12 protein-coding genes are annotated in these 16,483 nt (G+C 57.4%); 4 read left to right on the forward strand and 8 right to left on the reverse strand.

Annotated features, from left to right (window positions below):
* Positions 1-9: 9 nt before the first annotated feature.
* Positions 10-981, reverse strand: coding sequence for a tRNA 5-methoxyuridine(34)/uridine 5-oxyacetic acid(34) synthase CmoB (gene cmoB / locus FZE95_RS12575; protein ID WP_150301215.1), 972 nt, complete (start codon positions 979-981; stop codon positions 10-12).
* Positions 978-1,718 carry a carboxy-S-adenosyl-L-methionine synthase CmoA gene (gene cmoA / locus FZE95_RS12580; RefSeq protein ID WP_150301216.1) on the reverse strand — a complete coding sequence of 247 codons (741 nt, stop codon included), beginning with the start codon at positions 1,716-1,718 and terminating at the stop codon, positions 978-980. The genes cmoB and cmoA overlap by 4 nt, the downstream gene beginning before the upstream one ends.
* A gap of 394 nt (positions 1,719-2,112) precedes the next feature.
* Between cmoA and FZE95_RS12585 the strand changes: the two genes are divergently transcribed.
* Positions 2,113-4,239 (forward strand): type IV pilus assembly protein FimV, encoded by a 2,127-nt coding sequence (locus FZE95_RS12585; RefSeq protein ID WP_150301217.1) that lies wholly within the window; start codon positions 2,113-2,115, stop codon positions 4,237-4,239.
* A gap of 63 nt (positions 4,240-4,302) precedes the next feature.
* On the opposite strand, the gene lon is transcribed toward FZE95_RS12585, so the two are convergent.
* Entirely contained in the window at positions 4,303-6,720 is a 2,418-nt protein-coding gene (gene lon, locus FZE95_RS12590) for an endopeptidase La (RefSeq protein WP_150301218.1), read from the reverse strand.
* Positions 6,721-7,121: 401 nt separating this feature from the next.
* On the opposite strand from lon, the gene putP reads away from it, so the two are divergent.
* Positions 7,122-8,597: a sodium/proline symporter PutP gene (putP, locus tag FZE95_RS12595; protein ID WP_150301219.1), complete on the forward strand. Its 1,476-nt coding sequence runs from the start codon at positions 7,122-7,124 to the stop codon at positions 8,595-8,597.
* Between the two features lie 98 nt (positions 8,598-8,695).
* Here the strand turns inward: putP and FZE95_RS12600 are convergent, their stop codons facing one another.
* A complete protein-coding gene (locus FZE95_RS12600) occupies positions 8,696-10,705 on the reverse strand; it encodes a S9 family peptidase (protein ID WP_150301220.1) in 2,010 nt (669 codons plus the stop codon).
* 69 nt (positions 10,706-10,774) lie between these two features.
* On the opposite strand from FZE95_RS12600, the gene FZE95_RS12605 reads away from it, so the two are divergent.
* Positions 10,775-11,149, forward strand: coding sequence for an MFS transporter (locus FZE95_RS12605; RefSeq protein ID WP_150301221.1), 375 nt, complete (start codon positions 10,775-10,777; stop codon positions 11,147-11,149).
* 36 nt (positions 11,150-11,185) lie between these two features.
* On the opposite strand, the gene FZE95_RS12610 is transcribed toward FZE95_RS12605, so the two are convergent.
* The 4 genes from FZE95_RS12610 to cysK form a co-directional block, all read right to left on the reverse strand.
* Positions 11,186-11,767, reverse strand: a complete 582-nt coding sequence (locus FZE95_RS12610; RefSeq protein WP_150301222.1) for a TetR/AcrR family transcriptional regulator — start codon at positions 11,765-11,767, stop codon at positions 11,186-11,188.
* Between the two features lie 240 nt (positions 11,768-12,007).
* Positions 12,008-12,214 (reverse strand): cold-shock protein, encoded by a 207-nt coding sequence (locus FZE95_RS12615; RefSeq protein WP_036989629.1) that lies wholly within the window; start codon positions 12,212-12,214, stop codon positions 12,008-12,010.
* Positions 12,215-12,484: 270 nt separating this feature from the next.
* Positions 12,485-14,224 carry a bifunctional isocitrate dehydrogenase kinase/phosphatase gene (gene aceK, locus FZE95_RS12620; protein ID WP_150301223.1) on the reverse strand — a complete coding sequence of 580 codons (1,740 nt, stop codon included), beginning with the start codon at positions 14,222-14,224 and terminating at the stop codon, positions 12,485-12,487.
* Between the two features lie 71 nt (positions 14,225-14,295).
* Positions 14,296-15,270 carry a cysteine synthase A gene (gene cysK, locus FZE95_RS12625; RefSeq protein ID WP_150301224.1) on the reverse strand — a complete coding sequence of 325 codons (975 nt, stop codon included), beginning with the start codon at positions 15,268-15,270 and terminating at the stop codon, positions 14,296-14,298.
* Positions 15,271-15,368: 98 nt separating this feature from the next.
* Between cysK and FZE95_RS12630 the strand changes: the two genes are divergently transcribed.
* Positions 15,369-16,451 (forward strand): AsmA family protein, encoded by a 1,083-nt coding sequence (locus FZE95_RS12630; protein WP_150301225.1) that lies wholly within the window; start codon positions 15,369-15,371, stop codon positions 16,449-16,451.
* Positions 16,452-16,483 lie beyond the last annotated feature (32 nt).

The following is a 16,483-nucleotide window of genomic DNA, read 5'->3' on the forward strand; positions in this document are numbered from 1 at the left end:
CACAACAGGTCAGGGCAGCTCGGCGATCAGCGTGGCACGCAGCGGTGCCGGGTAACCTTCACAGGTCAGTGCAGCATTCTCCCGGTCGAGGAAATCCGGTAGCGACTGGAAGCGCATCCAGTCAGTGCTGCGCTGCTCTTCGGTGCTGGTGCGGTTGAGGTCAACGCAACGGATATTGACGAACCCCGCGCGACTCAGCATCCGCTCGAGCATCGCCACCGATGGCAGGAACCACACATTTCTCATCTGGGCATAGCGGTCCTGCGGCATCAGGCAGCTGTTTTCGTCGCCTTCAATAACCAGTGTTTCCAGTACCAGTTCGCCGCCCCGGGCAATGCAGGCCTTGAGCTGCAGCAGGTGATCGATGGGCGAGCGTCGGTGGTAGAACACACCCATGGAAAACACGGTATCGAAGCCGCCGGTGGGTTCCGGCAGGTCTTCCAGCGTTAGCGGCAGTAGCCATACCGGCGCACCCGGCAGGTAATGACGCACCGCTTCGAACTGGGTCATGAACAACAGATTCGGATCCACCCCGATGACCTGTCGAGCACCTGCCTCCCACATCCGCCACATGTAGTAACCGTTGCCGCAACCGACATCCAGCACCCGTTTTCCCGTCAGAGAAAGGTGCGGTGCCACGCGCTGCCACTTCCAGTCGGAGTGCCATTCGGTATCGATATGCATGCCGAACAGTTCGAAGGGGCCTTTGCGCCAGGGGTGCAGACCACGCAGCGCCTGTTCGAGACGTGTGTGCTCCGCCTCCGTCAGCTGGCCGGCTCGGCCCACGCTGATGCGATCATGCAGTTCAACGGCTACCTGGTCGTGGTCTGGCAACAAGTCCAGACAGGCTTGCCAACGCGGCAAATCGCCATGCCTGCGCGCGGTTTCCATACGTTTTTCAAGGGCGGCGGGCAGGGGATCCAGCCAATGTTCCAGCGGGGTACCTGCCAGGCTGTGATACAGCGGTGCGAAGTCAATCATTTGTGGGCAATCATCGAGCCGAAGTTGAGACACTGAAACCAGCTATGGGCGTGCTTGAAGCCGGCCTGTTGCAGCCGTTCGAGGTGCGTTTCCAGAGTGTCCGGGAGCATCACCTTTTCAATCGCTGAGCGCTTCTGTGCAATTTCCAGTTCGCTGTAGCCGTTGGCGCGCTTGAATGCGTAGTGAAGCAACTCGAGGCTCTGCTGGGTGCTCTCGTCGGCGAAGTGCAGCTTCTCCGACAAAACCAATATGCCGCCAGGCAACAGTGCTTCGTGGATGCGCGTAAGCAGGGCCAGGCGCTGCTCCGGATCGATGAATTGCAAGGTAAAGTTCAGCACCACGACCGAACACGGCTCAAACGGAAGGTTGAGTATATCGCCGTGCACCACGTCGATTGGCGTGAGCTCTTCCACCATCGCGTCCTGCGCGGTGAGGTATTCGCGGCAGCGCTCGGTCATCGCCTCAGCATTATCGACGGCGCGGATATGGCAGCCGTCGGCGCGCACGTGCCGGCGCATCGACTGGCTGGCAGCGCCAAGCGAGCATCCCAGATCATAGATCAGGCTGCCTGGCTGGGCATACTGTCCGGCAATCAGCCCGATACTCTCTACAATGGTGGGGTAACCAGGCACTGAACGTTTGATCATATCGGGGAAAACTTTCGCCACATCATGATCGAATACGAAATCAGCCACCCGACTCAGTGGGGTAGCGAACAATTTATCTACTTCCGTCATTGTCAGGTCCGGATCATTTTGAGGTCGGGATTTTAGCGCAAAACGACGCGTAAGAGGGCGCCGACAATCCAGTGCCTGGCCAATGCACTTCTTGCTTTCAGCGATAGCTCGTGATTGCCAGGTCCTCTGTGGCGCGCCGTTTATATAGGCGGTGAGCCCCCCGACGGCAAATCCCGGACGACACGCTATGTCATGAAAATGACCATTACGGTTATGATACGCACCGCGAACCATTTTTTGACGACAGGGTCATTGCGCTGCTCGTTTTTCAGTCAAAGTGATGTCATAGTGATATTGGTTGTGATCGGAAAGGTCTCACTGGCATGAGAACGTGTCCGGGAAGGCAGCGACAGCGTCGCACAGCGTCTGTCGTTCATATAACAGAGGAAAGGGTATGGCAGTAAAGCGCCAGTTGGTTTTCGGCGTCGCCTCGGTGGCGGCTCTTTATGCAGGTTTGAGCAATGCCCTGGGGTTAGGTGAGGTTGAACTGCAATCTGCCCTGAATCAGCCCTTGAACGCAATCATCCAGTTGCAAGGCAGCCAGGGGATTTCTCCGGAGGAAATCCGGGTATCGCTCGCGGGCGCTGAGGCGTTTGCCAACGCAGGTATCGAACGTCCCTTCTTTTTGTCCGACCTGCGCTTCACGCCGGTGATCACAGGCAACGAGATGGTCATCCGCATCGAATCGAGCAAGCCGGTACTGGAGCCCTATCTGAACTTTCTGGTCGAGCTGCGTCAGCCTAATGGCCGCGTATTGCGTGAGTACACGCTGTTACTCGACCCGCCCCTGTACGATCCCAAGGCAGGTTTGCTGAGCCAGGCGCCAGCGCGTCAGGCGTCCGCTGCGCCTGTACCGCGCACGGGCAGCAGTTCTTCTTCTACTAACCGCTCCGCTGCGCCTGCCCGACCAGCACAGTTGCCGGATATCACCGCTCAGCCAGGCGCCAGCACGTACAACACGGTGGCGGGGGATACTCTCTGGGAGATTGCGGCGAAGACGCGCCCGGCCGATTCGGTTTCTATCCGCGACAATATGTTGGCTATCCAGGCCCTGAACCCAGCTGCCTTCATCGGCGGCGATATTGGCCGGCTGCGCAGCAACGCCAGGTTGGTGCTGCCTACTGCAGAGCAGCTGGGCGTCGAGGCCACAGCGCAGACAGCGCCGACGGACTCGAACACAAACACCGCAGGGTCCCAGGGCGCGCGTCCTGACCCGGCTGCACCGGAACGGGCGACGAGATCCGATGGCTCGGAAACAACGTCAGCGACTGATCGGGCGCGGTCGGAAGATGCCGGGTCGAATTCCAGTGCGCGATTCCGGATCGAAGAGACCACCGCGGATACCGCTATTGCGAACAATCAGGTTCTGCTTGATCGGCTGCAGTCGCTGGAGTCGCGATTCAATGTCCTGTTGAATGAGCTGGATGCGCGTGATCGCCAGATTGCCAATCTGCAGGCGGAGCTTGAGGTCTTGCGTGCCGCCCAGGCTTCCGAGGCGCAAAGCACGTCGGGCGATATCGCACCGGTAGGCACGGTAGGCACGGTAGGCACGGTAGGCACGGTAGGCACGGTAGGCGAGGGCGCTGAGCTGGCCGGCGCAGTCTCTGCGTCTGGTAGCACTGAACCGGAATCCGGTGCCATTGCTGCCGAAGTCGCCATACCTGAGCCGCAAGCCAGCAACGAGACGTTCTTGTCCCGCTGGTGGCCCGCGCTGTTAGGCCTGCTCGCGGCATTGCTCGGAACGCTGTTATGGCTGTGGAAGCGCAGGCAAAGTGAGCAGGAAGCTGACACGACGACGGTCGATGGGCGGGAGCTGACGGTACCTGAGGCTGCTGCGGCGACACTCGCTGCCGAGGCTGCAGTGCAGACTACCATGGTCAGGGAAGCCGTTGCGCCTCGTACGACGCGACCAGTGGACCAGCTCGATGGGGTGGAGCTTTACATCACTTACGGGCGCTTTGCTGAGGCACTGGTCATGCTGGAACGGGCCATCGAAGAGAATCCCAAGCGTCTGGACCTGCGTTATCAGCAACTGCGAGTGCTGGCCGAGTTGGGTGAAGTGCGCCAATTTACCGAGCAGGAACAGGCGATCCTCGCGGTCGGCGGTAATCCGACGCGGATTGATGAAATCAAATCGCGCTACCCGGAATTGTTCTCTGGACGCAGCGATCAGGTGGAGCAGGTCGATGAGCTCGAGCCGCTACTGGACGACGATCTGGATGAGGGCGCGGGCAGTACCGAGTCATATGCAACAGGCGATTTCGCCAGCAATGAGGAGAGCAGCGAGCTGAACCTGAATGACTTTACGCTGGATCCGGACTGGGATCTGATCGAAGGCTTGACCCCTGCGCCAGGCAATCGGGACCCGGGAAGTCAGGACGCCGATGCGCAACCGGAACCGCATGATGATGAAATGCTCCGTGATGGTCTGCGCAAGATGCCCGAGGTCGAAGAGCTGGATGACGACGAGGATCTGTTCCCTGGCAAGCAGGGCGCGCAGCCACCGCGTCGCGACAGTTAAAGCGTCATCGGAATTACTGCGCCAGATTGCCAGCACGCTGGACTGACGCAGTACTCCGGTTTGCTAGTTGAATAGTCGTTTGGCCACGTCGCGGAAATGACTGGCGAAGTGAATCGTCATCCCCTTGGTCAGATAATCCGGCAGTTCCTCGAAATCGCCTCGATTGGCTTCAGGCAGTATCAATTCATAAATCGACTGCCGGCGCGCTGCGATAACCTTCTCCCTGATACCGCCGACCGGCAACACCTGTCCGGTGAGAGTGATTTCGCCTGTCATGGCTATTGCTTCACGCGGCGCCTCATCGCGAGCCAGTGAGAGCAGGGCGCTGGCGATCGTTACGCCCGCGCTCGGGCCGTCCTTGGGCGTCGCGCCTTCGGGGACATGCAAATGCACGAAGGCTTCGTCGAAAAAATCCTTGTCTGCCTTGTACCGTCCAAGATTGGCACAGACGTAGCTGTAGGCAATTTCCGCCGATTCCTTCATCACGTCGCCCAGCTTGCCGGTCAGTTTGAATCCACGATTGAGGGTATGAATGCGGGTTGCTTCGACTGGCAGGGTCGCGCCACCCATCGAGGTCCAGGCCAGGCCGGTAATGATACCGACGCCCTTGAGCGTCTTTTCCGTGCGGAATGCGGGGGTGCCGAGCAGAGCCTTGAGATCGTCTGGCTTGATGGTGACCTTGCGATCGGGGTCTTCCAGCAGCTGCATGACCGATTTGCGGATTATCTTGGCCAGCTGTTTTTCCAGATTACGGACGCCAGCCTCGCGGGCATAACCCTCAATGATCTCGCGTAGCGCCTTGTCAGTGATACGCAGCTGGCTCTTGCGTAACCCGGCGCGCTCCAGCTGCCGCGGCCACAGATGATGCTTGGCGATTGCGAGCTTTTCCTCGGCGATATAGCCAGACAGGCGAATCACATCCATACGGTCGAGTAGCGGGCCGGGAATGCTATCCAGCGTGTTGGCTGTACATACGAAGAGCACCTTGGAAAGATCCAGACGCATGTCCAGGTAGTGATCGAGAAACTGGTTGTTCTGTTCCGGGTCCAGTGTCTCGAGGAGCGCCGATGCCGGGTCGCCCTGATGGCTGCTGCCGAGCTTGTCGATTTCATCGAGCATGATCACCGGGTTCATTACGCCGACATCCTTGAAGGCCTGTACGAACTTACCCGGCATGGCGCCGATATAGGTGCGGCGGTGACCCTTGATCTCCGCCTCGTCACGCATGCCGCCGACACTGAACCGGTAGAAAGGGCGCCCCAGACTTTCCGCAATCGAGTGACCGATACTGGTCTTACCGACGCCAGGCGGGCCAACAAGAAGGATGATGGAGCCCGAAACAGAGCCCTTGAATACGCCGATAGCCAGAAACTCGAGTATGCGCTGCTTGACGTCCTCGAGCCCATCATGATCCCGATCGAGGACCTTGCGGGCATGCTTGATATCCAGCTTGTCGGCATGGGTAAGGCCCCAGGGGATGGACGTAGCCCAATCGAGATAATTACGGGTTACGCCATATTCCGGAGACCCGGTCTCCAGTATTGAAAGCTTCTGCAACTCTTCCTCGATCTTCTTGCTGGCTGGCTCTGGCAACGTCTTGTCTGCCAGACGCTGGCGAAACTGCTCGATATCGGCGGTGCGGTCGTCCTTCGACAAACCCAGTTCGCGCTGGATAACCTTGAGCTGCTCCTTGAGGAAGAACTTGCGCTGATGCTCGCTGATAGTGCGGTTAACTTCCGCGCTGATCTCGCCCTGTAGCCGCGCAACGTCGATCTCCTTCTTGAGCATGACCAGCACTTTTTCCATGCGTCGCAGGATAGGGATGGTGTTCAGTACATCCTGCAATTCTTCGGCGCGCGCTGACGTCAGCGCCGCTGCGAAGTCCGCGAGCGGCGAGGGCTGGTTCGGGCTGAAGCGATTCAGATAGTTTTTCAGCTCCTCGCTATAGAGCGGGTTCAGCGGAAGCAGCTCCTTGATGGCATTTATCAGGGCCATGGCATAGGCGCGTACTTCGTCGCGCTCGTCGGTCGGCGACTCGGGATATTCGACCTCGACCAGATAGGGCGGCTTGCGGGTCAGCCAGTTGGTGATACGGACGCGGGTAAGCCCCTGGGCGATAAACTGGATCTTGCCGTCTTCCCTGACTGCATGGTGGATCTTGACCGCGCAGCCAGTATCCGGGAGATGGCTAGGGTCAAGGTGGCCGCTTTCGTCCAGCGGCGAGTCGACATAGAACAGACCAAGCGCGTGGTGGGGCGTGTTGGCCACCTGCTCGATGGTTTCTGCCCAGGGCGTTTCGTTGATGACCACCGGCATGACCTGGGCTGGAAAGAACGGCCTGTTGTGGATAGGTAGCAGGTAGATCTTGTCCGGCAGCCGCTGGTTGGGAATGACCAGGCCAGTGCCAGGCTCGAAATCCTGTTTAGGTTCCTGCTCGTCCCCCTCGATGAAATCTGGTTTCGTTGAAGACTGGTCAGTCATTGAAGGTTCCTGTGTGGTTGAACGTACTATTGTGAGTCTCTTGCGATGAGATGGTGCCTGCATTGATGTATTTCAATAGCGGCGCCACGAAGTCCAAGAAGGCCGGCTCAGATGTCAAGTTCGACTCGTCGGATGGCGTACTTTGAACTAATGTAGATGGAGGCGCCGGTAGCACTATGCCGGCGTGGAGCCTGCGCATACCGGGTAAGTTGCTTCATTGAGCGGGTATAGCCGGCTGTCGCCGTTAACATCAGCGGGCCAGTCATGACCCTCTCGGGAGCTGGCTGTGGCAGAATTGCATCCCGACAGTCGGGCTCTGCCCAACAAGCCCGATGTCCAGGGTCAATCGGGGCAGGCATGAGAATCGTACTCGACGCCCTTACACCAAGGAGCTAAAAAACATGACTGGAAACGCAGGGATTCTGACAGCTACCTTCGCCGTCTACATCGCAATCATGCTTGCTATCGGGTTTATCGCATACAAGCGAACCAGTAATCTGTCCGACTACATCCTCGGTGGCCGCACCATCGGGCCGGGGACTGCAGCGCTGTCTGCCGGGGCTTCGGATATGAGTGGCTGGTTGCTGCTCGGGTTGCCGGGGTATGCATTGGTCGCCGGCTATGAAGCGACCTGGATTGCTGCCGGGCTATTGGCGGGAACCTATCTGAACTGGCTGATCGTAGCGCGCCGCTTGCGGGTTTACTCCCACGCGGTAAACGATTCGCTGACGCTGCCGGCGTACTTTGAATTCCGCTTCGAAGATCGATCCCGTTTGCTACGGGTCATCTCGGCCGTGTTCATTCTGCTGTTCTTTCTGTTCTACACCAGTTCCGGCCTGGTCGCCGCAGGTAAACTGTTCGAAAGCACCTTCGGTCTGAGCTACGAGCTGGCGGTGGTTGTGGGGACGGTGATTATCGTTTCCTACACCTTCTTCGGCGGATTTCTCGCGGTGTCCTGGACCGACGTCATCCAGGGTCTGCTGATGGCTGCAGCATTGGTCGTGGTTCCGCTGATGACATTGAATACCATGGGCGGCTGGGGCGAAGCGCGCAGCGCCATGGAAGCGGCGAATCCTGAATTACTATCGTTTTTTACTGATGTCGATGGGGAGGCGCTCGGGTTTGTTGCCATCATCTCGCTGTTTGGCTGGGGGCTAGGCTATTTCGGCCAGCCGCATATTCTGGCGCGTTTCAAGGCCGTTGGGGATGATGCCGCGCTGCCCACAGCGCGCCGCATTGCCGTGCTCTGGAGCGCTGTCTGCCTGTTTGCTGCACTGATGACCGGCTGGGTAGGGATCGGCTATTTTGGCGAGGCAGGCCTCGAGGACGCAGAGACGGTGTTTTTGTCGCTGATCCAGGCGCTGATGCATCCGCTGGTAGCGGGGATTCTGCTCGCCGCAGTGCTGGCTGCAATCATGTCGACCGCTGATTCCCAGCTGTTGGTGTCGTCTTCAGCGCTGGCGGAAGATTTCTACAAGGCGCTGTTCCGGCGTGATGCTACTCAGAGCGAACTGGTCTGGGTAGGACGCTTCGCCGTGGTCGGCATCGCTATTCTGGCGTTGATCTTTGCGTTCAATCCGGAGAGTACGGTACTGGGCTTGGTGTCCTATGCCTGGGCGGGCTTTGGCGCCGCATTCGGGCCAGCGGTCATCCTCTCGTTGTTCTGGAAACGGATGAACCGCAATGGCGCCCTGGCGGGCATCATCGTTGGTGGCGTAACCGTCGTGGTCTACAAACAGATCGACACTATTGGTCTGTATGAGATTATTCCCGGTTTCATTCTGGCCACCCTTGCCATCGTGATCGTCACGCTACTGACTCCCGAGCCCTCCGAAACTATTCAGGAAACCTTCGACGACGTAGCCAACCGCTACTGATTCAAAAAAGAAGGGCCGGACTGCTGACAGTCCGGCCCTTTCGCTTGGCCTCTGGTGATTGCCTTCTTCGTTGCTATGCAGGCGCAACAGGGCCGTCGTCAGCCCTCAATAACCGCAAGCAGAAAGCTGTATTCCTCCGCCAGTTCCCGCATGGCCTGATAACGTCCGCTGGCGCCGCCGTGGCCTGCGCTCATCTGCGTACGTAACACCAAGGGACGATGATCAGTCTTGTGATGCCGCAGTTTGGCGACCCACTTGGCGGCCTCGCAGTATTGAACCCGCATATCGTGATAGCCGGCCGTGACAAACAAAGCCGGATAGGCCTGTTTGCGTACCTGTTCATAGGGCGCGTAGCCCTTGATGCGTTCGGCGACCTGCGCCTCGGCCGGGTTACCCCATTCCTCATACTCGCCGATGGTCAAGGGCAGGGCGGGATTGTTCATGGTGTTCCATACGTCGACAAATGGCACATCCGCCACGGCTGCAGCGAACAGCTCGGGTCGCTGGTTGATGACATTACCGATCAACAGTCCGCCGGCACTTCCGCCAGCGACAACCAACCGCTGGCTATCGGTGTACCCTGCCTCGATAAGATGCTCAGCGCAGGCAATGAAATCCTTGAAGGTATTTTCCTTGTGTTCAAGCTTGCCAGCCTGATACCAGGCCTCGCCCATATCGGCGCCGCCGCGTACATGAGCTATAGCGAACACCCAGCCGCGATCCAGCAGAGAAAGCCGGGCGTGGGAAAACCAGGGGTCCATGCTCGCCCCGTAGGAGCCGTACCCATACAGATAACAAGGCGCCAATGCGTTCAGGCAGCCTGGTCGGCCGACCAGGCTGATCGGTATGCGGGTTCCGTCTGGTGCGGTTGCCCATTCGCGTCTGACGCTGTAATCGTCTGCGGAAAACGGGCCTTCCACCGGCGTTTCTTTAAGTATCTGTTGTTCGCCAGAGACCAGGTCCAATGCGCGCACCTGGGCCGGCCGGTTCAGTGATTCATAGCGCAGCCTGATACGTTCGCTGACGTATTCTTCGCCGCCTTGTACGTGCAAGCTGTAGACAGCGTCAGGCATCTGTACGGTATAGGCGGCGCCGGCTTGCGGGCGCACTTCGAGGGTGATCAATCCTTGGTCGCGGTAATGTAGAACCAGTCCGTGCTGTTGCACATCAAAGTCTTCAAGCGTGCGGGCCGGGTCAGTTTCTACCAGCATTTCCCAATGATCGCGCGACGGGGCCGCAGGATCGCAACGATAGAGGCAGAAATTTTCGCCCTGTGCATTACTGCGGATGAGTAGGCCCTGCGGGCCATGGTCTGCCTGATATTCATGCCCCTCACGGCGTTCGGCAAGCAGTGCCCATTGCCCCTCAGGTTCGTTCGCCGATAAGACCCTTACCTCGCTGGTGTTCTTGCTATCGCATGCCAGCATCAGCCATTGTTCCGAGCTGCTGCGATAGGCGTGCACGTAGAAACGCTGGTCTGCTTCGTGAAATACCTGGTGGGCAGGTTGCCCCGGTCGTAAGCGCCACAACGTAGAAGGGCGCGACGTCTCGTCCATACTCATCGCAAACAGCGTTTCGCTGTCATTGGCCCAGGTCAGGCTGCCATCGGCCTGCGGCAGTTCCAGCTCGGTAACCTCACCGCTGCTCAGATTCTTCAGATAAAGCTGATAGGTCTCGTTGCCCTGACGATCTAGGCTGTAGGCAAGCCAATGCTGATCCGGACTGATGGTGAAGCCGCCAAGGTGCAGAAAGTCATCGCCAGCCAGTACGTTGAGGTCAAGCAAGAGCTGCTGGGTCGCCGGATCAATCTCCAGGCTACCGTCATCAGGCCGTGGACACCGATAGAATCGCGGGTACTCGGCGCCAGCTTCGGTGCGTTGGTAATACAACCACGGGCCCTTGATGGCGGGAAGCGACAGATCTGTCTCACGGATGCGCCCGCGGATTTCCTCGAAGAGCTGATCGCGACGATCCAGATTCTCCGACAGCCAGGTTTCGGTATGACGGTTTTCTTCTTCCAGATACGCCAACACCTGCGGAGCATCACGCTGCTCCAGCCAGGCATAGGGATCTACTGCTTTTTCGTCTCGGCGGGCAACGGGTGGCATCAGTCTGGGACCTCGGATGGTAAAAAAGATATTATAGCCGCTCGCACACTCACACCGGTTGTACCATCCATGTTCAATGAATCCGAGTACCAGACTGTCTGGATGATTTATCTTGCCGCGGCAGGCTGTGCCTGGCTGGTCTGGTGGCAAATGACACGCTGGATCAAATGTTGGTTCGTGCGCGAACCGCTCTGGGTTATTGCTGCCGTGTTGTTATTCGTCCCGTCCCGCGTTGATCCGGCGGAGCCATGGCTGGCGCCGGCCTTCTTTATATGGCTGTTGGACACGCTATTTGATACAGGGGACAACATGGGGAGAATGCTGGGTAACCTCAGTCTGGCGCTTACCGTCGCAGGTCTCGCCTATGTAGGTCTGGTTCTGTTGCGGGCTGGATGGCGGCATTGGCGTAGCCGGAATCACAAATCGGTTCCGGCGAGCCGTTAGCGGTCAGGCAAGGCAGCAGCGATGCGCTGCGCTGGATCATTCGCCGGTTTTCTGTTCGTACATGGTCCTGGCCAGTTGCATGATCTGTTCTTGAAAGTCGGTCCGCTGGTTGTCGGTCATGGGGCAAATGCCGATCTGCTCAAACAGTCGATAGCCGCGCACCGAGAAGAACAGGATGCTTGCCTGAGCCAGACCCAGCGGAGACTTCTCCAGAATATCGAACAGGCCCTGGATATCATCGGACGTTGTCCGTAGAAGCGCTGGGTTACTTGCTGCAGCCGCGAAGATTGCAGAGTCGAGGTTCTTCTCTTCTGTCGATTCGCTCAGGTTGCTAAGCAACAAGGCTTTGAGTTCTCGCATGGGCTCATCTGGCAGCACGCTTTCATAGGCGCCCCAACGAACCCGGAAACGCTCCAGGCGGTGTTCGATCATTGCCGACAGCAGAGCTTCACGGTCTGGAAACTCGGCGCGCAGTGTCGTTTCATCAACGCCGGTGCGTTCGCTCAGACTGGCGAAGGTAAGCTGGGATGCGCCCAGCTCGCTGACGATGGCCTCGGCGGCACGGAACAGACTCAGCCGAAGCGCGTCGTTACTCTTTTTTTCATTGCTACTGTCCACTGCGAAAACCTCTTCCGGACAATGGGTGGCGGGAGCTAGATGCTGATATTGAAGCGATCTTGGCTCCCTCGGATCGTTGTCCCCTAGGGTACGACGTACCGGCTGGGCAGGCGAGTTTTTTTTAGGCTGCCGCCGGGGAGAGCGAAAGCAGAGGAGGGGATAGCAGACAGGGCAGTCGTTACACAAAAAGCAGACGAAAAAAAACCCGGCCGAGGCCGGGTTTTTTAGTCAGATACCGGATTAACCGATAATCTGAATGTTCGCAGCTTGCTTGCCTTTAGGACCAGTAGTGATGTCGAAAGACACCTTCTGGTTCTCGGCGAGGGATTTGAAGCCCTGAACCTTGATTTCGGAGAAGTGGGCGAACAGATCATCACCACCGCCGTCCGGAGTAATGAAGCCAAAGCCTTTAGTGTCGTTGAACCACTTAACTGTACCAGTTGCCATTTCGGATAATTCCTATCAAATTAAAATACTTGAGAACACTCACATGAGCAGACTCAATGGTAGCGCGGGAATCGAAGATTACGAGAATGACAAACTTACGTACTAAAAGTGCGCTTGTAGCCTACTACTCTATCTTGAAAACCTACGCGCTCACTGTGCGCCTTAAAGCAGATCAAGTCAAGCAATGCTTGTGCTGCCGCGTTCAGGCACCAAATGAACGAAATTCAGTATACGACAGTTTCAGAAAATAACATCCCTTTCGTCGGTTTTTTACTGAATGTCGGATAAAGGGCTGCCTGTCTCGATCCCGGGACGCTTGTAGGGATACACGTCGATTATCAGTCCGGCACGGATTTGTTCCTGCAACGTCTTCCAGTAATCCGCGTCGAACAATTCGCCATGCATGCTGGCGAAGAGCTTGCGGTGGTTGATGTCGGCGAACAGGAAAACCGGGAACTCCTCGGGAAAGACGTCGTTGGGGCCGACTGAGTACCAGGGCTCGGACGCCATCTCCTGCTCGGGATACATTGCTTCGGGGATGTGCCTGAAATTGACCTCGGTCAGGTAGCTGATCTCATCGTAGTCATAGAACACCACGCGACCGTGGCGTGTGACACCGAAGTTCTTCAGCAGCATGTCGCCAGGGAAAATGTTCGCTGCGGCCAGCTGCTTGATGGATTTTCCGTAATCCAGCAGCACCTCGCGCGTCTGGGTCTCGCTGGCTGTTTCAAGATAGATATTAAGGGGCGTCATGCGCCGTTCGGTCCAGCAGTGCCTTATGAGGATGACGTCGCCTTCCTCTATAACCGTCTGGGCCGCTACCTCAAGCAGTTCTGCCAGGCACTCGGGATCAAACCGATCACGCGGGAAGCGGAAGTCCGAGAATTCCTGTGTATCGGCCATGCGGCCGACGCGGTCGTGGCGTTTGACCAAACGGTATTTTTCAATGACGGTCGCCCGGTCAATATTCTTTGACGGGGCAAAGCGATCCTTGATGATCTTGAACACGGTATTGAAGCCAGGGAGGGTAAACACGCTCATCACCATGCCCCGCACACCTGGCGCCATGATGAACCGATCTTCCTTACGCGCGAGGTGTTCTATCAGGGCCCGATAGAATTCGGATTTGCCTTGTTTGTAGAACCCGATCGCGGTGTACAGCTCGGCTATGTGTTTGCCCGGAATCAGTCGCTTGATAAAGCTGATCATCTCGCAGGGTACGGGTGCATCCACCATGAAATAGGAGCGGGTAAACGAGAAAATGATAGACACTTCTGCTTCGTCGGTAATCAGTGTGTCTACACTGATGCCCTGATTTTCACGATGAACCAACGGCAGCACGAATGGCCACTGCTCTTCCTGGCTGAGCAGTCTGCCTACGAGGTAAGCACCCTTGTTGCGGTAGAATACGTCCTGGATTATCTCTACGGTCAAACCTCGGTCCAGCTGCGCCCAATCGGGGAGACCCTGCCTCAGATAGGCAACGATTTTTGCGCAGTCGCTATCGAAGTCGTGCCACGGGGTTTCGAAGCTATATTCCTCAAGAATCTGTCGCGCCAGGTCATCCAGCGAACCTTCCGAGATGAACCCCCTGGTCAGCGGAATACGTGACGGTGGGCGGGTCACTGGTCTGGTGGTGTGGACAAACATGGTGCGGTCGCTGATCAGCTCGTGACGGTGGAACCGGCAAAAGATCGAGTTGTACCAGGTCTCTGCCAGCTCTCCATCGAGTCTTGGATCGATCAGTTCGATGTACGCCTCACGGATGTGCGGCCAGTTGCTGACGTCCATGATATCAGCCAGTTCGAATTGCCCGTTCAGGCTATGTGCTGTCGCTTTGACGCACTCCTCGTACATGTTGATGCGTGCAGCAGAGGCGTCCTGAATATCGACCCAGCGTGCCTGCTCAAAACGGCTGCGAGCGCCGCGGGTTATTTCCTGGAAACGGGCTCTGTAGACATCAAACCCGACAAGAATGTGCTGGGCAATACGTGCATGTATCAACGGCATGTTGGGCAAAGGGCCTGTGGCGAATGAAAGGGCGACGGGCCAGAAAGCCCGCCGGTGGCGAAAGTGCCGATTTACTGGACCAGTTCCTGATCACTGAACATGTCGTCGAAAAGCATGCTGGAGAGATAGCGTTCGCCAGAGTCAGGCAGGATAACGACTATCATCCGGCCCTGCATTTCCGGCAATTGTGCCAGGCGCACTGCAGCGGCCATGGCCGCGCCACCCGAGATTCCACATAGAATGCCTTCCTCACGCATCAGGCGCAGGGCCATGCTCTTGGATTCGTCATCTGTGACCTGCTCGGCACGATCGACCATGCTCAGATCCAGATTGGCCGGAACGAAACCAGCACCGATGCCCTGGATCTTGTGCGGACTGGGTTTCACCTCTTCACCTGCCAGGGTTTGACTGATGACGGGTGAGGTTGCCGGCTCTACCGCAACGGAAATAATGGGCTTGCCGCACTGGTTCTTTATATAGCGGGACACGCCGGTCAATGTTCCGCCTGTACCTACTCCTGACACCAGTACATCTACCGAGCCACCAGTATCTTTCCAGATCTCGGGCCCGGTGGTTTTTTCATGAATATCGGGGTTGGCCGGGTTTTCAAACTGCTGTAGCAACAGATGCTGTTCGGGGTCAGATGCGGCGATATCCTGCGCTTTCTGGATCGCCCCTTTCATACCCTGAGCCGGTTCGGTCAGCACCAGCTCGGCGCCGAGTGCCTTGAGAACCTTGCGGCGCTCCAGGCTCATTGACGCCGGCATGGTCAGGATCAGCTTGTAACCGCGGGCAGCGGCTACGTAAGCCAGACCAATGCCGGTGTTGCCTGAGGTGGGTTCGACTATTGTCATCCCCGACTTCAGGCGGCCACTGCCTTCGGCATCCCAGACCATGCTCGCACCAATGCGGCATTTGACTGAATAAGCCGGGTTACGCCCTTCGATCTTCGCCAGGATATCGACTCCCTTGGGGCCGAGGCGGTTGATTCTGATTAGCGGCGTATTACCGATGGACTGCGAGTTGTCAGCAAAGATATGGCTCATGGGTTGATCCTCTTATTAGCACCTGTGCCCTGACGGATGGGGCGTGTCGGTCATACTGGATTCGCTGAACTGAGCTCGAGGTGCGAGGTCAGTTGAGTATGAAAAAATCCTTAAGCATCCTGCTTGTCGTGCTCGTGATTATAGCGCTTCTGCTGGTCGCGCTACGCGTGGCGTTACCCGGTATCGTGCGGGATACGCTGAACGACAAAATGGCCAACATGGGTGAAGACTACCGGGGTGAAGTCGAGGATGTCGACCTGGCGATATGGCGCGGGGCGGCAACGCTGAAAAATGTCAGTGTTCACAAGATCCAGGACAACGAGCAGGTACCCTTTTTCCAGACACCCGAAGCGGACTTGTCTCTGCGCTGGGCCCCATTGATTCGCGAGCAGATACTGGCGATCAGGATACATCTTTTGGAGCCTGAGCTTAATTTCGTCGATGGACCAGAGGAAGCAAACCAGTATGGCGATGAGGTTGACTGGCGCGATACGGTCAAGGAGTTGCTGCAGGTAGAGATCGATGAGTTTCATTACGACAATGGCCGTGTGCATTTCCGCAATTTCACATCGGACCCGCCGGTCAACCTCTACGCTAACAACGTCAATGTCATGGTGTACAACCTGACCAATGCGGAAGAGAAAGACGGATCGAGAGACGCTCGCCTCGAGGGCACGGCCGATTTTCTCGATCATGCACCGGTCGAAGCCCAGGCGAACTTTGATCCCTTGCTGCGCTTTGACAACTTCGATGCGCGGATGCGGCTGGAAGGGCTCGATCTGACCCGGCTGAATGATTTCGCCGCAGCCTACGGCAATTTTGATTTCAAGGCGGGCCACGGCGAAGTCGTCATGGAAGTGGAGGCAGAAGAAAGCCAGCTGAGCGGCTACATCAAACCGTTGTTGCGCGATGTGGAGATATTCGATTTCGAGCAGGATGTTGCCAACGAAGATAAAGGATTCTTCCGTGGGGTCTGGGAGGCGCTGGTGCATGGCGGCGAAGAGGTCCTTTCCAATCCGTCAGCCGACCAGTTTGCTAGTCGCATCGAACTGGATGGCTCTCTGGATGATCCGGAGGTCAGTGCGCTACAGGCTTTTTTCGCCATTTTGCGCAACGCCTTCGTTGAGGCGTTCAGCCCCCAGTTCGAGCGCGCGCTGGGTGCTGGAGAAGAAGATTCCTGAGGTAGTGGGATACATGCAGTCTGCTATCCATT

It is taken from the genome of Pseudomonas profundi (assembly GCF_008638305.1).
In the GTDB taxonomy this organism is placed as follows: Bacteria; Pseudomonadota; Gammaproteobacteria; order Pseudomonadales; family Pseudomonadaceae; genus Halopseudomonas; species Halopseudomonas profundi.